Annotated in this window: 12 protein-coding genes; 6 read left to right on the forward strand and 6 right to left on the reverse strand. The window is 49.3% G+C overall.

From position 1 onward, the window contains the following. Positions 1–91 precede the first annotated feature (91 nt). Positions 92–703, reverse strand: a complete 612-nt coding sequence (locus SG35_RS23505) for a tetratricopeptide repeat protein (protein WP_044830538.1) — start codon at positions 701–703, stop codon at positions 92–94. A 333-nt stretch (positions 704–1036) separates the two neighbouring features. Between SG35_RS23505 and SG35_RS23510 the strand changes: the two genes are divergently transcribed. Both SG35_RS23510 and SG35_RS23515 read left to right on the forward strand, forming a co-directional pair. Next, positions 1037–2044, forward strand: a complete 1008-nt coding sequence (locus tag SG35_RS23510; protein ID WP_160298207.1) for a DUF484 family protein — start codon at positions 1037–1039, stop codon at positions 2042–2044. 387 nt (positions 2045–2431) lie between these two features. Continuing rightward, on the forward strand, positions 2432–3622 hold the full coding sequence (locus SG35_RS23515; protein WP_044830540.1) for a cyclic di-GMP phosphodiesterase: 1191 nt from the start codon (positions 2432–2434) through the stop codon (positions 3620–3622). A 153-nt stretch (positions 3623–3775) separates the two neighbouring features. Here SG35_RS23515 and SG35_RS23520 read toward each other — a convergent pair whose 3' ends face one another. From SG35_RS23520 to SG35_RS23540, 5 genes are all read right to left on the reverse strand, one after another. Continuing rightward, positions 3776–5176, reverse strand: a complete 1401-nt coding sequence (locus SG35_RS23520; RefSeq protein WP_152646447.1) for a M20/M25/M40 family metallo-hydrolase — start codon at positions 5174–5176, stop codon at positions 3776–3778. Between the two features lie 159 nt (positions 5177–5335). Next, on the reverse strand, positions 5336–8476 hold the full coding sequence (locus tag SG35_RS23525; RefSeq protein ID WP_044830541.1) for an efflux RND transporter permease subunit: 3141 nt from the start codon (positions 8474–8476) through the stop codon (positions 5336–5338). A gap of 9 nt (positions 8477–8485) precedes the next feature. Continuing rightward, positions 8486–9589, reverse strand: coding sequence for an efflux RND transporter periplasmic adaptor subunit (locus SG35_RS23530; RefSeq protein WP_236702498.1), 1104 nt, complete (start codon positions 9587–9589; stop codon positions 8486–8488). Between the two features lie 225 nt (positions 9590–9814). Beyond that, positions 9815–10156, reverse strand: coding sequence for an iron-sulfur cluster insertion protein ErpA (erpA, locus tag SG35_RS23535; protein ID WP_044830542.1), 342 nt, complete (start codon positions 10154–10156; stop codon positions 9815–9817). A gap of 56 nt (positions 10157–10212) precedes the next feature. Then, positions 10213–10968, reverse strand: a complete 756-nt coding sequence (locus tag SG35_RS23540) for a DUF6776 family protein (RefSeq protein ID WP_236702499.1) — start codon at positions 10966–10968, stop codon at positions 10213–10215. 77 nt (positions 10969–11045) lie between these two features. Between SG35_RS23540 and SG35_RS23545 the strand changes: the two genes are divergently transcribed. From SG35_RS23545 to hemL, 4 genes are all read left to right on the forward strand, one after another. Then, positions 11046–12734, forward strand: a complete 1689-nt coding sequence (locus SG35_RS23545) for a chloride channel protein (RefSeq protein WP_044830596.1) — start codon at positions 11046–11048, stop codon at positions 12732–12734. After that, complete coding sequence (gene hemJ / locus SG35_RS23550; protein ID WP_044830543.1) at positions 12731–13162, forward strand: protoporphyrinogen oxidase HemJ; 432 nt, start codon at positions 12731–12733, stop codon at positions 13160–13162. The genes SG35_RS23545 and hemJ overlap by 4 nt, the downstream gene beginning before the upstream one ends. Before the next feature lie 367 nt (positions 13163–13529). Beyond that, the gene (locus tag SG35_RS23555) at positions 13530–14537 is read left to right on the forward strand and encodes an aspartate carbamoyltransferase (RefSeq protein ID WP_044830597.1); all 1008 of its coding nucleotides are present in this window, start codon (positions 13530–13532) and stop codon (positions 14535–14537) included. A gap of 12 nt (positions 14538–14549) precedes the next feature. After that, a complete protein-coding gene (gene hemL / locus SG35_RS23560) occupies positions 14550–15830 on the forward strand; it encodes a glutamate-1-semialdehyde 2,1-aminomutase (protein ID WP_044830544.1) in 1281 nt (426 codons plus the stop codon). The last annotated feature ends 205 nt before the right edge of the window (positions 15831–16035 follow it).

Below are 16035 nucleotides of genomic sequence, written 5' to 3' on the forward strand. Positions count from 1 at the left end.
TTTTCGCCTCACCTTAGCTTTGCCATGAAAAGCAAGCACCTTGGCATGCTTGCGATAAAATCACCGGCAGCACGCCCGGCAGGCGAAAAGCTTAATAAACCGACTTTTTTGCCGCCCGCACCACATGCTCAGGCATTTTTTCCGCCAGCTGCGCCAGCAGTGTACTGATTTTTTTATGCAGCTTTTTATCATCCGTCACCGAATGGTGCAGCTGAGAATAGAGCATGGGATAATCGAGCGGACTGCCGAAGCCCTGGTGATAAATTGCTGCCAGGCGCATCTGGGCCTTAAGGTTATTTTGCGAGGCCGCCACGCGCAGAAAAACAATGGCTTTTTCAATATCCACCTGCATAAACTTGCCGATATGATAATAACGCCCCAGTTGCTCCAGCGCTTCCGCCAACCCCTGATCTGCCGCCTCCTGCATGTAATGCAGGCCTAACTCGATATTTTTATCGACACAAACCCCATAGGCGAGCATATCCCCCCACAGGAACTGATAAGAAGGCATTTCCGCCTTGATCGCCCGCGCTTCAATATCCTGTACCAGCTGGCATTCATCCAATACCACCTGACCCAAATGTTTATTTTCTTTGATCAAATCAAGCAACTGATCATCGGTATAAACCTGAACCGCCTGTAAGTTCTGTGCCTGGACCATACCGGCCAGGGAAAGCATAAGTAAAACCATCAAGTAGCGCATATATTTCCTGCTTATTTTCCAGCGATCATTCCTGCCAACACACAGGAATATGTTATCTTATTTGCCGCTTATTACGAAACAACCTTGCCTGTGTTAATTATCGGCCAATAAGCCAATAAGTTAAGGGCCGACTTAGGATATTAACCCCTAAAGGGCGAAGGTGCTCACTCATATTAAGATTTCTAAAGCAATTTCAGTACCAGAAATTAGTCAATATTATGCCATTTAGCTATGACATTCGCTAAAAGTTTAAGCAAAGTTTGCTTGCTAAAAAGCCATAAAAAAATCACAATGCCGGTCAAGCTCAGTATTAACAAAGTTTCAGTTTCAGCTATGCCCAATTTACAACAATTAATTGAGAACTCCAGAGTTAATGAAAGCATAGCGAACAAGCTGTTTGAAATTGAAACCGAAATCCTGGCCTGCCAGTCCAGCCAGGAACTGCTGCAACGCCTGCTGGAGTTAATCAAGGAAAAGTTTACCTTAACAGGTATTAGCCTGTTACTGGCCGAACCGACCCCCATCAGTTACCTGCTCGGGGTCAAACTGCAGTCAAGCTGGCACCAGCAAAACAGCCGCCAGGTAAGCGCCGAAACCCTTAAAGCCTTTCATCCCGACAACAAACCTTTGCTTTGCAATGAACCGGGCTCGCTGAAACCGGTTTTACCCCAGTCTTTGCTGGCAGGCGCCGAGTCTGTTGCCTTAATCCCGTTAAGGCTGGAAAATAAACTCTTTGCCAGTTTATTGTTTACCGACTGTGATAAAAACCGTTTCCATCCTGCGCTGGGCACCTTGCATTTAGAGCAGCTCGGGGTCAAAGCCAGCTTATGCCTGTCTAATGCCCTGATCCGCGATCAACTCGAATATATGGCCCATTACGACCGCCTTACCGGGGTCGCCAACCGCCGCTTGATGGAAAGTACTATTTCTGAGGAACTGGTAAGGCAACGGCGCTACGGCGTACCTTTTTCCCTGTTGTTTATTGACTGTAATAAGTTCAAGCAAATCAACGATACCTACGGCCATGATTGCGGCGATAAGGTACTGACCTATGTTGCCGATCAGCTCAGCCAGTTGATCCGGGAAAATGACCATTGTTTCCGTTATGCCGGTGATGAATTCGTGATCACCCTCGCGGGCCAGAGCTATCAAGAAGCCCGGGCGGTGGCCAAGCGCCTGATGGCATTTTTCCAAAATAACCCTATGCCCTACCAGGATCAGAAACTGGCAGTCACCATCAGCTGCGGTGTCGCCCAGAGCAAAGGACAGGAAAACATGGATGAGCTGTTAAAAGCTGCCGACCAGGACCTGTACCGGATAAAATCAGCTCAGCCAAGCTAAACTAAGCCCCTAATATCACTCCTTTTTTAACTCCCTGTCCTTTACCTTGGCAGAAAATTGCAAATTCGCTCATCTTAAGCTTATATAAATAATAACATTGGCAAACCGGCGCTATCGCCAACCGATTACAGGCTGCTGGCCGGCCCTTCTTATCCCACGGAAGTATGCTGCGCTTTTTTACCTGTTATACCAATTGCATTAAGTAAATGACCAAAATTCGGTGAGGATAAATTTTCAAGAACAAGGCGTTTGATTGAGCAATAGCAAGCTATTGTGATTGAAAACAACGCAGGACTTGGAGATTTAGACCACCCGAAAATGGTTAGATATTTAATAAAATTGGTATTAGCCTTCAACTGAGCTTAAATGCAATAAAACTGGCGTAACATGATAACGATAAAAAAAATTTCAGAATTATCCGTCGGGCATTATGTCGTTGCCATCGCCGAACAAACAGGTCAGTTTACCCTGACCCAGCCCGACTATATCAAAAGCAAACTGGTGATCCGTAACCTCAGTAAAAAAGGCGTGTTGTCGGTTAAGGTTGATATCAGTAAAAGTCTGGATATCAAAAAAAACAACCAGAATGTAGAGACAGCTGTCGACTACCCGGTAGCCCCTTTCCCCCAGACACCGGTGATACGGGATCTTAACAGGGCGCGTAAACTGTTTAACGAATCAAAAGAAATACAGCAGCAAGTGATCACTGATGTGCAAAACGGCCGCCAGCTTGATTTACGCCCGGTAGCGGATATTACCGGCCAGACCATGGAGGCGATCATGAAAGATCCCGATGCCCTGGCCTGCGTGATCAATATCCGGGAAAAAGACGCCTATTTACTCGAACACTCGATTTCGGTATCGGTATTGATCACTATCTTTGCCCGATATTTAGGTTTTAAAAAGAAAATTATTCACCAGCTGGCCATAGGCGCTTTTCTGCACGATGTCGGTAAAATCAAGATCCCGGATAAAGTTTTAAATAAACCGGCAAAACTCAGCCATGACGAATTCGAGCTGATGAAAACCCATGTCAATCACTCCATCAAAATTGTCAAAAGCCTGCCCGGGATCAGTAATGCCGCCTTGTCCGTGGTCGCCCTGCACCATGAAAAGCTCACCGGCGATGGCTACCCGCTGCAGCTAAATGCAGAGAAAATATCCAGGTACGGGCGGATGATCACTATCTGCGATATTTTTGATGCTTTAACCGCCGACCGGGTATATAAAGAAGGTTACTGCCATGTCAAAGCCTTCAGCATATTACGCAAGCTGGCTCAGCAAAATGAACTCGACAGCCCGCTGGTAGATCAATTTATCAAGTGTATGGGCATTTATCCTGTCGGTACCCTGGTAGAGCTGAACTCACATCGCTTGGCCATAGTGGACGGCCGCAACCAGGAAGATCCCATCCGCCCCAAAGTGCGCTCTTTCTATAATGTCGAACATCAGCATTATATGATGACGGAGGACATAGATCTGGCCGTCAATGAAGACTTTATTGTCAAGGGAGTCAGGGCAGACGATTTTAATCTGGATATGAATAAAATCGTCGAATTCCTGCTGATGGAAGGCTAAGGTTGCCAGCCTAACACTTTAACCGCAAAGAGCCGGCTATATCGTCAAAGGAGTCAGGGCAGACGATTTTAATCTGGATATGAATAAAATCGTCGAATTCCTGCTGATGGAAGGCTAAGGTTACCGGTAGCAAGCTTAGCGGTAAAAAGCGACCTACTGCCTGAAATCTATGCCGCTTTGGGCGGCAAAATAACTGAACAGGGTATATACAGCGGTGGTTTGCTTAAGATCTTCGGCGTTGACCTTATCCAGGGTATCATTTTCGGTATGGTGATAATCAAAATAAGCTAAGCCATCCGGCGAGAAATTAATGCTCGGCATACCGGCATCGCTTAACAGCCCCATATCCGACTGGGCCCGGGCGTTATTTTGTGGCGACAATGAAACACCCAGAGGTGCCAGGTAGCCGGCCAGTTCACGTACGCCGTTGAGGGCACTTGCGCCAACCCCGGGAGTCATCTGGTAAATCCGGCCGCTGCCAAAGTCCCATTCGGCTCCTATCATATGTTTGTCCATGTCATTTTTATGTCTTTTAACATAATCTTTCGCCCCCAATAAGCCGATTTCTTCCGCGGCAAAGAGGATGACCCTTATGCTGCGCTTGGGCCGTTTAGGCAACTTGGCAATATAATGGGCGGCAGATAACACCATGCCTATGCCTAAACCGTCATCCAGGGCGCCGGTACCGACATCCCAGCTGTCCAGGTGTGCACCGATCACTACCACTTCATCTGGTTTTTCACTGCCGGTGATTTCACCGATCACATTCGCCGATTTCACCAATTGTTTTTCCCGGCTTGAACTCATATTCAAATGAAAACTCACCGGTTTGCCGCGCTTAAGCTGGTTCACCAGCAAGTCGGCATCCGGGTTAGACAAAGCCGCCGCCGGGATTTGTTTCACCCCGTCTTTATAACGCATCAAGCCGGTATGGGCGGTGCGGTTATTATCGGTACCGACAGAGCGCATGATCAGGGCAAGTGCCCCTTTTTCAGCGGCAATGCTGGCGCCGACAACCCGGGTGCCTACCGCGGCGCCATAACCATGACCGTCGATATGGCGCTCCATACGATAAGAGACAAAGGCAATTTTTCCGTCCAGGCTGCCGGGCTTGGCGGCTTTTAACTCATCCAGGGTAGCAAAATGCGCCACAGGCGCCGTGATGCCCTTGCTTGGCGTGCCGACACTGCCGCCAAGGGCCAATATCGTCATTTTTTGCGGATAAGGGGCAACAATTTTTGCCTGCGCTTCCCCGCGCAGCCATAATTCATTGCTGATTTCTTCGGTCCAGACTTTATCAAAACCCAGGGCCTTCATTTTATCCTGCGCCCAAATTACTGCTTTTTCATCCCCCGGCGTGCCCATCATGCGGTTACCCACTTCCGTGGTTAACGACTCAATCAGCTGATAAGACAAATTGGAATTTAACGTGATATCTTTTAGTTGCTTTAACTCTTCCTGCTCTGCTGCCGATAAGGAAGTTGCCTGACTCAGGGGGGCAAGCAAAGTAGCGGCACTGACAAGCGCCATAAAACCTAATGTTTTAACGAACATGGGGGACCTCTTATTAGTAAGGGGCTCTATGGTAATGGAAAAAATCACCGGGGGTAAAGCAAAGTTTTAGCAGACAAACGATAAGCGGGTGTAGCAAAGATATTGCTACACCCGCTTATTAAGCTTTAGACAAGTTTAACTAAGTTAAGGCAATGCCTGTTAGGCGGCATCATTCATGGCATTGACCACGGCTTGCCTTTTGATTGCCCGGGCTTTAGCCCGCTGACTTTTACCTCTGTCCCTGAGCACCAGCAAACAAGGGGTTAATACCAGGGTTAATACCGTGGCAAACGCCAGGCCGCCGGCAACCGCCGTGGCCAGTTGTGTCCACCACTGGGTTGAAGGAGCGCCGATAACCGCAGTACGAGCGAAGAAGTCGAGGTTAACCTGCAATACCATAGGCAATAATCCCAGGATAGTGGTGACTGTGGTCAGGGCCACGGGACGAAGACGCTGGGCACCGGTACGTAAAATAGCATCTATGGCATTATAACCTTCTCTTCTGAGCACGTTATAGGTATCGATAAGCACGATATTGTTGTTCACGACGATACCCGCCAGAGAAATAACGCCAATCCCCCCCATCACGATACCAAAAGGCTTCTGGGCCAATAGCAGGGCTAAAAAGACCCCGACGGTAGAGAAGATCACCGCACTGAGAATTAAAAACGCCTGGTAGAAACTGTTGAACTGGGTCACCAGGATGATCGCCATCACGAACAAGGCGATACCAAAGGCTTTCATCAAAAAGTCCTGGGATTCCTGCTGATCCTGGTTCTGCCCTTTAACATTGATCTCAACACTGGGGTCTATACCCAGGCCGGGAAATGCCTGCTGCAACTTAGGCAATTCTTTTATCAGCTGCTTGCCCGGCATCAGGTTCGCCTGCACGGTAACCACACGCTTGCCGTCCACCCGGCGGATGGTATCGACTTTTTCCGCCGCCTTACGGCTGACAAAACTGCCGATAGGCACCAGGCCTTCGCTGGTTTTCAAGCGCAGGGAATCCAGGCGGCTGATATTACGTTTTTCCAGCGGGTAACGCACCCGGATATCGAGCTCGTCATCAACATCATCCGGACGGTATTCCCCGAGCTTAAGGCCGTTGGTCACCATTTGCACCGTAGTGCCCACCAGGGCGGCATCGGCGCCGTAAGTGGCGGCCAGGTTACGGTCGACATCCAGTTGCCATTCGATGCCCGGCTTGGAGCCCGAGTCTTCGATATCGGTGAAACTGCCGCTTTCCATCAAGCCCTGGCGGATAAGGCCCACAGACTGCTGTAGCTTTTCGGGAAAACGCGAGCTGAGCTCAATTTTTAAATCTTTACCGTTTTGCGGGCCGTCTTCATTTTTCCTGACTTCAATTTCAACCCCGGCCAGATCTTGGGTGCGCTGGTGGATCTCTTCTATAATGGCGTCCGCCGGACGCCTAAACTGCCAGTTGGTAAAGTTCACCTGGAAGCTGCCCACCTGATCATTGCCGCCGGTACGGGTATATAAGGTGCGAATTTCCGTCATATCCAGAATGCGCTCTTCTATCGACACCATAATGGCATCTTTTTCCTTAACCGACAGATCGCCGTGGGAGCGCACCACCATAGTGGCGCTATTGGGTTCAATATCCGGGAAGAAAATCGCTCCCAGCCCCGAACTGCCGTAAAGCATCATCACGGTAATCGCAATGGCAATAGTGCCGAGCACAACCTTCCACGGGTGGTGTATCGCCTTGGTTAACAGGCGCACATATTTGCCGGTGAAACCGGTAAGTTTACTTAAGTCTCCCTGTTCCGCCTGTTTGACCTGTACCTGTTCAGCGGCGCTGATCACACGGGCCTTGCCGATCACTGTGCCTAAAGTCGGCACAAAAACCAATGCCATCGCCAGCGAGGCCGTTAATACCGCGATCAGGGTAAAGGGCAGATATTTCATAAACTCCCCCATCATGCCCGGCCAGAACATTAAAGGAGCAAAAGCGGCCAGCGTGGTCGCGGTAGAAGCGATAATGGGCCAGGCCATGCGTTTGGCCGCCTGGCCATAAGCTTCTTTTCGGGGCACCCCTTCATTCATTTGCCGGTCGGCAAATTCCGTCACGACTATGGCGCCGTCCACCAACATACCCACCGCCATGATCAAACCGAATAACACCACGATATTGACCGTCATACCGGCAATGGCAATCACCAGGATACCGGTGAGGAAAGCACCGGGAATGGCCAGTCCCACCAACATGGCGGTACGGCCCCCCAGGGCGGCGATAACAACAATGACCACCAGCAACACGGCAGAGAAAACATTGTTTTGCAGATCCGTCAGGGTATCTTTAACATCTTTGGACTGATCGCCGATATAATCTACGCTCACCTGCTGCGGCCAGCGTAAACGCTGTTCTTCGATCAGCACTTTAACCTTATCAACGGTATCGATAATATTTTCACCGGAGCGTTTTTTCACTTCCAGCGAGATAGAGCGCTCACCGTTTAAACGGGCGAAACTGCTGGGATCTTTATAGGCGCGGCGCACTTGTGCAACATCCTGGAAAGTAATCACCCGATCGCCGGAGGTTTTTATCGGCAGCTCCAATAAATCCTGGATATTTTCAAAGACCGAAGGCACCTTGATCGCAAAACGGCCTTTACCGTTATCCATGGTACCGGCGGGAACTAAGCGGTTATTACGCTCAACCAGGTTATAAATATCATTTTGATCCAGGCCGTAACTTTCCATCAGCAAAGGATCGACAATGATCTCCAGCATATCTTCGCGGTCGCCGCCGATATCCACTTCCAGCACTTCCTGCATGCCTTCAATTTTATCTTTGACATCCCGGGCCAGGGTCAGCAGGCCGCGCTCGGTCACGGGGCCGGATAAGATCACCGTCACTGCCGGCACCTGGTTGGCCATAGTCACTTCATGCACTTCCGGCTCTTCGGTTTCCGAAGGCAGCTTAGCCTTGGCCAGGGTGACTTTGTCCCGTACGTCCGCCAGCGCCTCTTTAGGGTCTAAACCGGCAATAAACTCCAGATTAATGGAGGCATGGCCTTCGCTGGCATTGGATTTCATTTCTTTGATGCCGGCAATGGACTTTAATTCGTTTTCCATCGGCCGTACCAGCATACGCTCGGCATCTTCCGGTGAAATACCGTCGTGCACGATAGAGACATAAATATTGGGGATAGTGATATCCGGGTTCGATTCTTTGGCGATATTGGCGTAGGTCACCGCCCCTGAGATCAGTAACAATACAAAGATCATCAGCACCGAGCGGGTGCGGGCTAAAGCCGCTTCTATGATAGCTAACATAATGTCTCCCTAGCGGACTTGGGCCTTAACGGCTTCAACCTTGTCACCGGCACGAACAAATCCCTGCCCCAGGGTGATAATGTCCGCCTGTTCACCTAAACCGGATAACCAGATACCGTCGCTTTCACTTTTCACGATATTAATCGGCGTGAACACCACGATATCATCGACCACAGACTTGATGCCGACATTACCGGCTTCATCAAGCGCCAGCAGTGCAGGAGAAACCTTGACCGCCGGCAGATTTTTCATGGCGATGCTCACTTCACTGCTCACCCCTGCCAGGGTCTGGTAATCGGGGTTATCCAGGGTAATTTCAATTTTAAAAGTATTGGTGGCTTCATCGGCAACGCTGGCAATATAACGGATAGTGCCCTGCTTTAATGCTTGCCCTAATAAACGGACATCGGCTGTTTTACCTGCGGTTAAAAAAGGCACCTGGTTTTCCGTGGCATAGGCGCGCACCACCAGGGGATCGAGATCGGCGATCACGGCAATATCGTCGCCGGAAGCAACATAATCGCCGACTTCCACCATACGGGTATTTAGCACGCCATCAAAAGGTGCGCGGATCACGGTATTCTCAATATCGATTTCCAGACGGGCAACGTCCGCTTTTGCGGCTTCAAGATAGGCAAAGGCGCGGGCCAGATCCGCTTCCCCCTGGTGCCCTTTGGCATGTAACTCTTTTGCTCCCCGGTACTCAATTTCCCTTTGCAGCAGTAAAGCTTTGCTGTGGGCCAATTGTGCCTTGAGATCGTTAAGGGCAATTTTCACAATTACCTGTCCCTGTTTTACCTGAGAACCGCGCTCGGCATAAACGGCGGCAATTTTTCCGCGCACTTCTGCTTTTAAGGTGGTAATGCGATCCGGCTCGGTGCGGCCGTAAAGCTCTATCACTTCTGCAACATTCTCGGCAAAGCGGGTATCAATTTGTACCTTAGGGATAATGGTTTCTTTGATGCCGGCATCTATGTCTTCTTCGTTGGCCTGCGCAGAGCCCGACAACATGCCCGATAACATCCATAATACTAAAGCTGCGGCAATCACTACCGCGAAGATATAAGGTCGTTCTGCCAGCCATTGACGGCGGCCACTTGCCATGTTGTTCATATTATTTCCCAAGCACTGCGTTAATTTAAGAGAGTAAGAAAGTTAACGGTAGTTATTATATCGCCTATACGCGGGAATTAGTGTAAAAAATTGTTAGCGAATGATACGAATATCAACAAAGGACAGAAACGGGAAAGGGAGAATGTCGGCGCACAAAAAATGCGGAAGGAAGTTTACATCAAGGACACAGACAACAGATGCCTGCGCCCTTGTATCGCGCTGTGGCTAGATAGAAAAAGACGAACCACAGCCACAGGTAGTCGTGGCATTGGGGTTGTTGATCAAAAACCGGCTGCCTTCAAGACCTTCGGTATAGTCGACTTCACCGCCGACCAGGTATTGCAGGCTCATGGGATCCACCACCATAGTAACGCCATTTTTTTCTATGGTCATATCACCGTCATTCACCTTCTCATCAAAGGTAAAACCGTATTGAAAACCAGAACATCCGCCCCCGGTAACATACACCCGTAATTTCAGCTCCGGATTTTCTTCCTCGGTGATCAAGGTCATCACTTTATTGGCCGCAGCATCGGTAAATTGAATAGGCAATTCGGGGTTTGACATGTATCTTTTCTTCGCACTAGAGGGTTTAAAAGCCAATTATCTTAAACCTGACCTCTTTAATCAAGTATTAGTGTCGAAGTTTGTAGATCATTTTTGACTATCATAGGCCAGGGATAGCTTTCATCCAGGCGGCGGTATTTTTGCCATTTGCCTTTGGGCAATATGGCGGCAACCTCAACTTTCTCCGGCACAAAAGCTTGCGGCAGGGTAAATTCCCCTTCAATCACCTGGAAATATTGAAAGCTAAATTTTAAATCTTCCCGCTTTAAGGTCGAGATATCTGCAAGTTTAATTTCACTGGGTTTATTGTTTAAGCTGCCGCTTAACGCCAGTTCGACAAAACCTTTGGCATAACGTTTTTTCTGTACCTGCTGCACCAGCACCACCTGGAAGCGGTAATGGTTCGGGCTTTCGGTGGCCGTCACCGATACCTGATCTATCACCAGACCGTCCGCCTGTTTCTCCGGCGCCATCACCTTTTCATAAAACGCCAGTTCTTTTTTCAACTGGTAATGCTTTTCCCCCATCTCCTTGAGGCTGTCCTGGGTGCCCTGATTTGCCAAGCGTTCAAAGGCAAGTTCGGCTTCCAGGGTATTGATCTGGCGGACATATTCCACCTGCCGGGCATAATAATCATCCAGGCGGGCTTTTTGCTGTTCCAGGGTCTGTACCTGAAAACTATGAAAACGGTTGCCCAGGCGATAACCGCAATAGACACAAAGGCCAACGACAGCCAGGATCAGAATTGTCAGGCGAAACGGTCCCAGGCGCCCCGGTATAGTGTTAAAATTATTCTTTGCTAACCAGTTCATTTGTAAAGTATTATAATGTCCTACAACTAATAAGGGGTTATGTGACGATATCGCAGATAAGATCGTCTTTTTTGTTTATGGTATCAGCTGCTTCCCTCAGAAAAAGACTGGCCTTGCCGAAAACGTCCTGGCAGTTATGCCTGTTGGCCATTATTGGCGGCGCTGTCTCTGCACTGCTGGTGATCCTTTTTACCCTGAGCATAGATCTGCTCCAGCAGTTTTACCTAACAAAACTTGGTGACTATACCAGTTTAAGCGGCATAAGTCGTTTGCTATTGCCAATAATCGGCGTCTGCGGCATTTTGCTGTTTGCCTGGTTAACCGGCTATCACTACCTCAGGGCCGGTATTCCCTTTGTTTTACACCGGCTGAAAGTCTCCTACGGCATTATCCCGTTAAAAAATACCCTGAACCAGTTTGTCGGCGGCGTGATCGCTCTGTCTACCGGCTTCTCCCTCGGCAAGGAAGGCCCGGCGGTGCATCTTGGCGCCGCCTGTTGCGGCTATCTCGGCAGTAAATTACACCTGCCTTTCAACAGCATCCGCACCCTATCAGCCTGCGGCGTTGCCGCCGGTATCGCCGCCTGTTTCAACACCCCGGTGGCCGCGGTAATTTTTGTCATGGAAGTGATCTTACGGGAATACAAGGTACATATGTTTATTCCGGTGATGCTCTCCGCCATTGTCGGTTCGATGATCACCCGCGGTTTTTTGGGCCAGGCCCACGAGCTGGAGTTCTTTACCAATGTCGCTTTCGGCCCCGAACATTATCTGCCGCTGATCTTATTGGGGGTGTTGCTCGGCTGCCTGGCCTCAGCCTTTAACCACCAGCTGGTATTGATCATCAAATATTTTCAGCGCTGGCATATTACTATCCGCTTGCTGATAGCCGCCGTTATTACCGGCATTTTGGGCTATTTTGCCCCCTATGCCATGGGCATAGACAGCAGCGCTATCTCCTTTACCCTGGCCAACCAGGATCAGCTATCGGTGTTACTGCTGTTGTTGCTGGCAAAATTTTTAATGACTATCTTTGCCATTGGCCTGGGCGTACCCGGCGGTATTATCGGCCCCATTCTCGGCATAGGCGCCATCGCCGGTACCTGTTCCGCCCTGGTGATCATGCAGCTGTTGCCGGGAGAGTATGTCGCCAGCGATTTTGCCCTGATGGGCATGGCGGGCTTTATGGCCGCAACCTTAAATGCCCCCTTGGCGGCATTGCTTGCTGTGGTGGAGCTTTCCAACCAGGTGGAGCTGATTATCCCGGCGATGTTGTCCATCGCCAGCTCCTGCCTGATCGCCGGACAATTTTTCAGAAACCGCTCGGTCTTTTTGATGCAGCTGGATGTACAGCAACTCAGTTACCGCAAACCGCCGATTGAAAGTTCCCTGCAAAAAATCGGTGTCGCCGGCGCCATGAAAACCGAGTTCGACTTGCTGGAAAACCCGTCTCCGCAAACACTTGCCCAGGCGTTAACTTCAGCGGAGAACAAGGCGCTGATTATCAAAAAGCCACTGCAAAATTCAAACGACTATTATTTCGCTGAGTTTAACGTCCCAAATCAAGACCCTTCGGCGGAAACCGTGGTAAAACATAAAATGACGCCGCTTTCGAGCCAGGAAACATTGGCCGAGGCTTACCTGGCCCTGGGTGAAGCTCGCTGCGGCGCCGTGTATATCTATCACAGGGAAGCGGACAATATCCTGGGCTATATTACTTTTGAACAAATTCGTCGTTATCTATTAGAAGGAAAACTCCGTTCATGACAAGTCTACTCTGGCTAAAAGCATTTCATGTAATTTTTATGGTGGCCTGGTTTGCCGGGATTTTTTACCTGCCGCGGCTGTTTGTCAACCATGCAGAAACCGACAATAGGGACATCAGCGAACACTTTAAAGGCATGGAGCGCAGGTTGCTCTATTTCGTCACGCCTTTTGCCATTTTCACCGTCCTTTTAGGCCTGGCAATGATCTTTCTCTATGGTCATGAATGGTTCGTACAATCAAAATGGCTGCACATCAAAATAACCCTGGTAATTTTCCTGATCGCTTATCATCTTTATTGCTTTAAGCTGGTGAAGGATTTCCGCGAAGATAAAAATACCCGCTCCGGCAGGTTTTACCGTCTCTTCAACGAAATTCCCGTGCTGATTTTATTTGCCGTGATCATCCTGGCTTATGTAAAACCTTTTTAACCGTTAGCAGCCGGCTTATTTTCCCGTACCAGAAAATGGTACGGGAAGTCTCCAGGTGAAAATATCCGGATCCGGTTGAACAATTTCCTTTACCGGCGGTCCAACAGCAAAATCCCGCTCCAGCCAATAAAAGCCGTTTTTATGATCCAGCTCTGCTTGTGCCGAAATTTTCCCCTGCCATTCGATTATAAATTTTCAACGATACACTTATATGCTATATTCCTGCGGCATTTTACCTCTAGCTTCACCAGAGCACAGGTAAAACTTTAACCATGAAACAGCGGTAATTTATCTGTGTCTTAGCAAGCGCACAAATAAAGTTTTAACCATGAAATAGCAAATTTACTCGCTCAGGTAACCCATTATGATGAAGTTTCAAGGCAGCCATATCCTTTCCGTCTCGCAATTTGACCGGGATGCAATCTCCAGAATATTAGAAGTTTCTGCCCGAATGGCTCCTTATGCCGCCAGAAAAAAACGCTGCCACGTGCTCGATGGCGCCATTTTAAATAATCTTTTTTTCGAACCCAGTACCCGTACCCGGGTCAGTTTCGGCACCGCCTTTAATTTGCTCGGCGGTTATGTCCGGGAAACCGTAGGCGAAGAAAATTCTTCGTTGAGTAAAGGCGAATCCCTGTTTGATACCGCCCAGGTGCTGAGCGGCTATTCCGATGTTATCGCCATGCGCCACCCGAAAATTCTTTCTGTGGAAGAGTTTTCCAAAGGCAGCACGGTACCAGTGATCAACGGCGGCGACGGCGCCAATGAACATCCGACCCAGGCCTTGCTCGATTTGTTTACCATAGAGTCGGAAATGGCCCCTTTTGGCAAAGGACTCGACGATCTCAATATCGTACTGATGGGAGATCTTAAACACGGCCGCACCGTGCATTCCCTGTCGAAACTGCTCAGCCTGTATAACAACCTGAAAATTACCCTGGTCTCCCCCAAGGCCCTGCAAATGCCGGATAATGTCGTCTCTATCCTCAGCAATGCCGGTCACAGGGTGGAAATTACCGATGAATTAGGCGCCAACCTCGCCTGCGATGTGATTTACCAAACCCGGATCCAGCAGGAAAGATTTGCCGATAAAGCCGAAGCCGATTTATACCGCGGCCATTTCAGCTTAAACAAGCAGGTTTACCAGAAGTACTGTAAAGAAAATACCGTGATCATGCACCCCTTGCCCAGAGACTCCCGTCCGGAAGCCAATGAGCTCGATGTTGACTTAGATGATATGCACAACCTGGCAATTTTCCGCCAGGCACAAAACGGCGTTCTGGTACGCATGGCATTATTTGCCTTGACCCTGGGCGTGGAAGACAAATTAAGTGAATTTGAACAACCGGTTCACTGGTACACAAACAAAAATTAAAGCGAAATTATTATGCAAAAATCTCAACAATTATTTGAAAATGCAAAAAATATCATTCCCGGTGGCGTAAACTCACCGGTGCGTGCCTTTAATGGTGTCGGTGGTACCCCTTGTTTCATAAAACGCGCCGAAGGCGCCTATATTTATGACGCCGATGATAAAGCCTATATCGATTATGTCGGCTCCTGGGGCCCGATGATCTTAGGCCACAATCACCCGGCCATCCGTGAAGCGGTGATCGAAACCGCACAAAACGGCCTCAGCTTCGGCGCTCCCACCGAGCTGGAAATTACCATGGCGGAAAAAGTCCGTGAACTGGTGCCGTCGATGGAATCCCTGCGCATGGTCAGCTCCGGCACAGAAGCCACCATGAGCGCCATCCGTTTGGCCCGCGGTTACACCGGCCGGGATAAAATCCTGAAGTTTGAAGGCTGCTACCACGGACACGCCGATTCCTTATTGGTCAAAGCCGGCTCGGGCGCCTTGACTATGGGCGTGCCAAATTCTCCGGGTATCCCGGAAGATTTTGCCAAACATACCCTGACCGTCAGCTACAACAAACTGGATGAAGTTAAAGCCATGTTTGAAGCGGTAGGCCAGGAAATCGCCTGTATTATCGTCGAGCCGGTTGCCGGCAATATGAACTGTATCCCGCCGGTGGAAGGCTTCCTTGAAGGCCTGCGTGAAATTTGCGACCAATACTCCAGCGTGTTAATTTTTGATGAAGTAATGACAGGTTTTAGGGTTGCCTTGGGCGGCGCCCAGGCGTTTTACAATATCACCCCGGACCTGACCACTTTAGGTAAAGTGATCGGCGGCGGCATGCCGGTTGGCGCTTTTGGCGGTAAAAAAGCCATTATGGATTATATCGCCCCGGTAGGCCCGGTTTACCAGGCTGGTACCTTATCCGGCAACCCTATCGCCATGGCCGCAGGTCTGGCATCTCTGAATGAGTTATCTCAGGGAGATAAACACCAGCAGCTGGCCGATGCCACGGAAAAACTGGCGATGGGCTTTAAAGCTGCGGCAGAGCGTAACGGTGTCTCGTTAAGTATCAATTATGCCGGTGCCATGTTCGGCTTCTTCTTTACCGACGAAGAGCAGATCACTACCTATGAGCAGGCTACCGCCTGTGACGGTGAAAAATTCAAACGTTTCTTCCATTTGATGTTAGAGCAAGGGGTTTACCTGGCGCCTTCGGCGTTTGAAGCCAGCTTCTTGTCTACCGCCCATAGCGAAGAGATTTTAGATAAAACCCTGGCGGCTGCGGATAAGTGTTTCGCCCAGCTATAAGCTTAACCTTTTAAAAAAGGCAGACGAGTGAAATAGTTTGCCTTTTTTATCTGATATGTCCCGTTCAGAGATAGGTTGACATGAAGTATGAAACTTAATAATCCCCCCTTACCTGTTCACTCGGTAATTGGATTCACCCAAAAAGCTTAAGCACTAAAAAAAGCCTGAAATAGCTAAATCATCAAGCAATGGAAGGAACCACTAT

It is taken from the genome of Thalassomonas actiniarum (genome assembly GCF_000948975.2).
In the GTDB taxonomy this organism is placed as follows: domain Bacteria; phylum Pseudomonadota; class Gammaproteobacteria; order Enterobacterales; family Alteromonadaceae; genus Thalassomonas; species Thalassomonas actiniarum.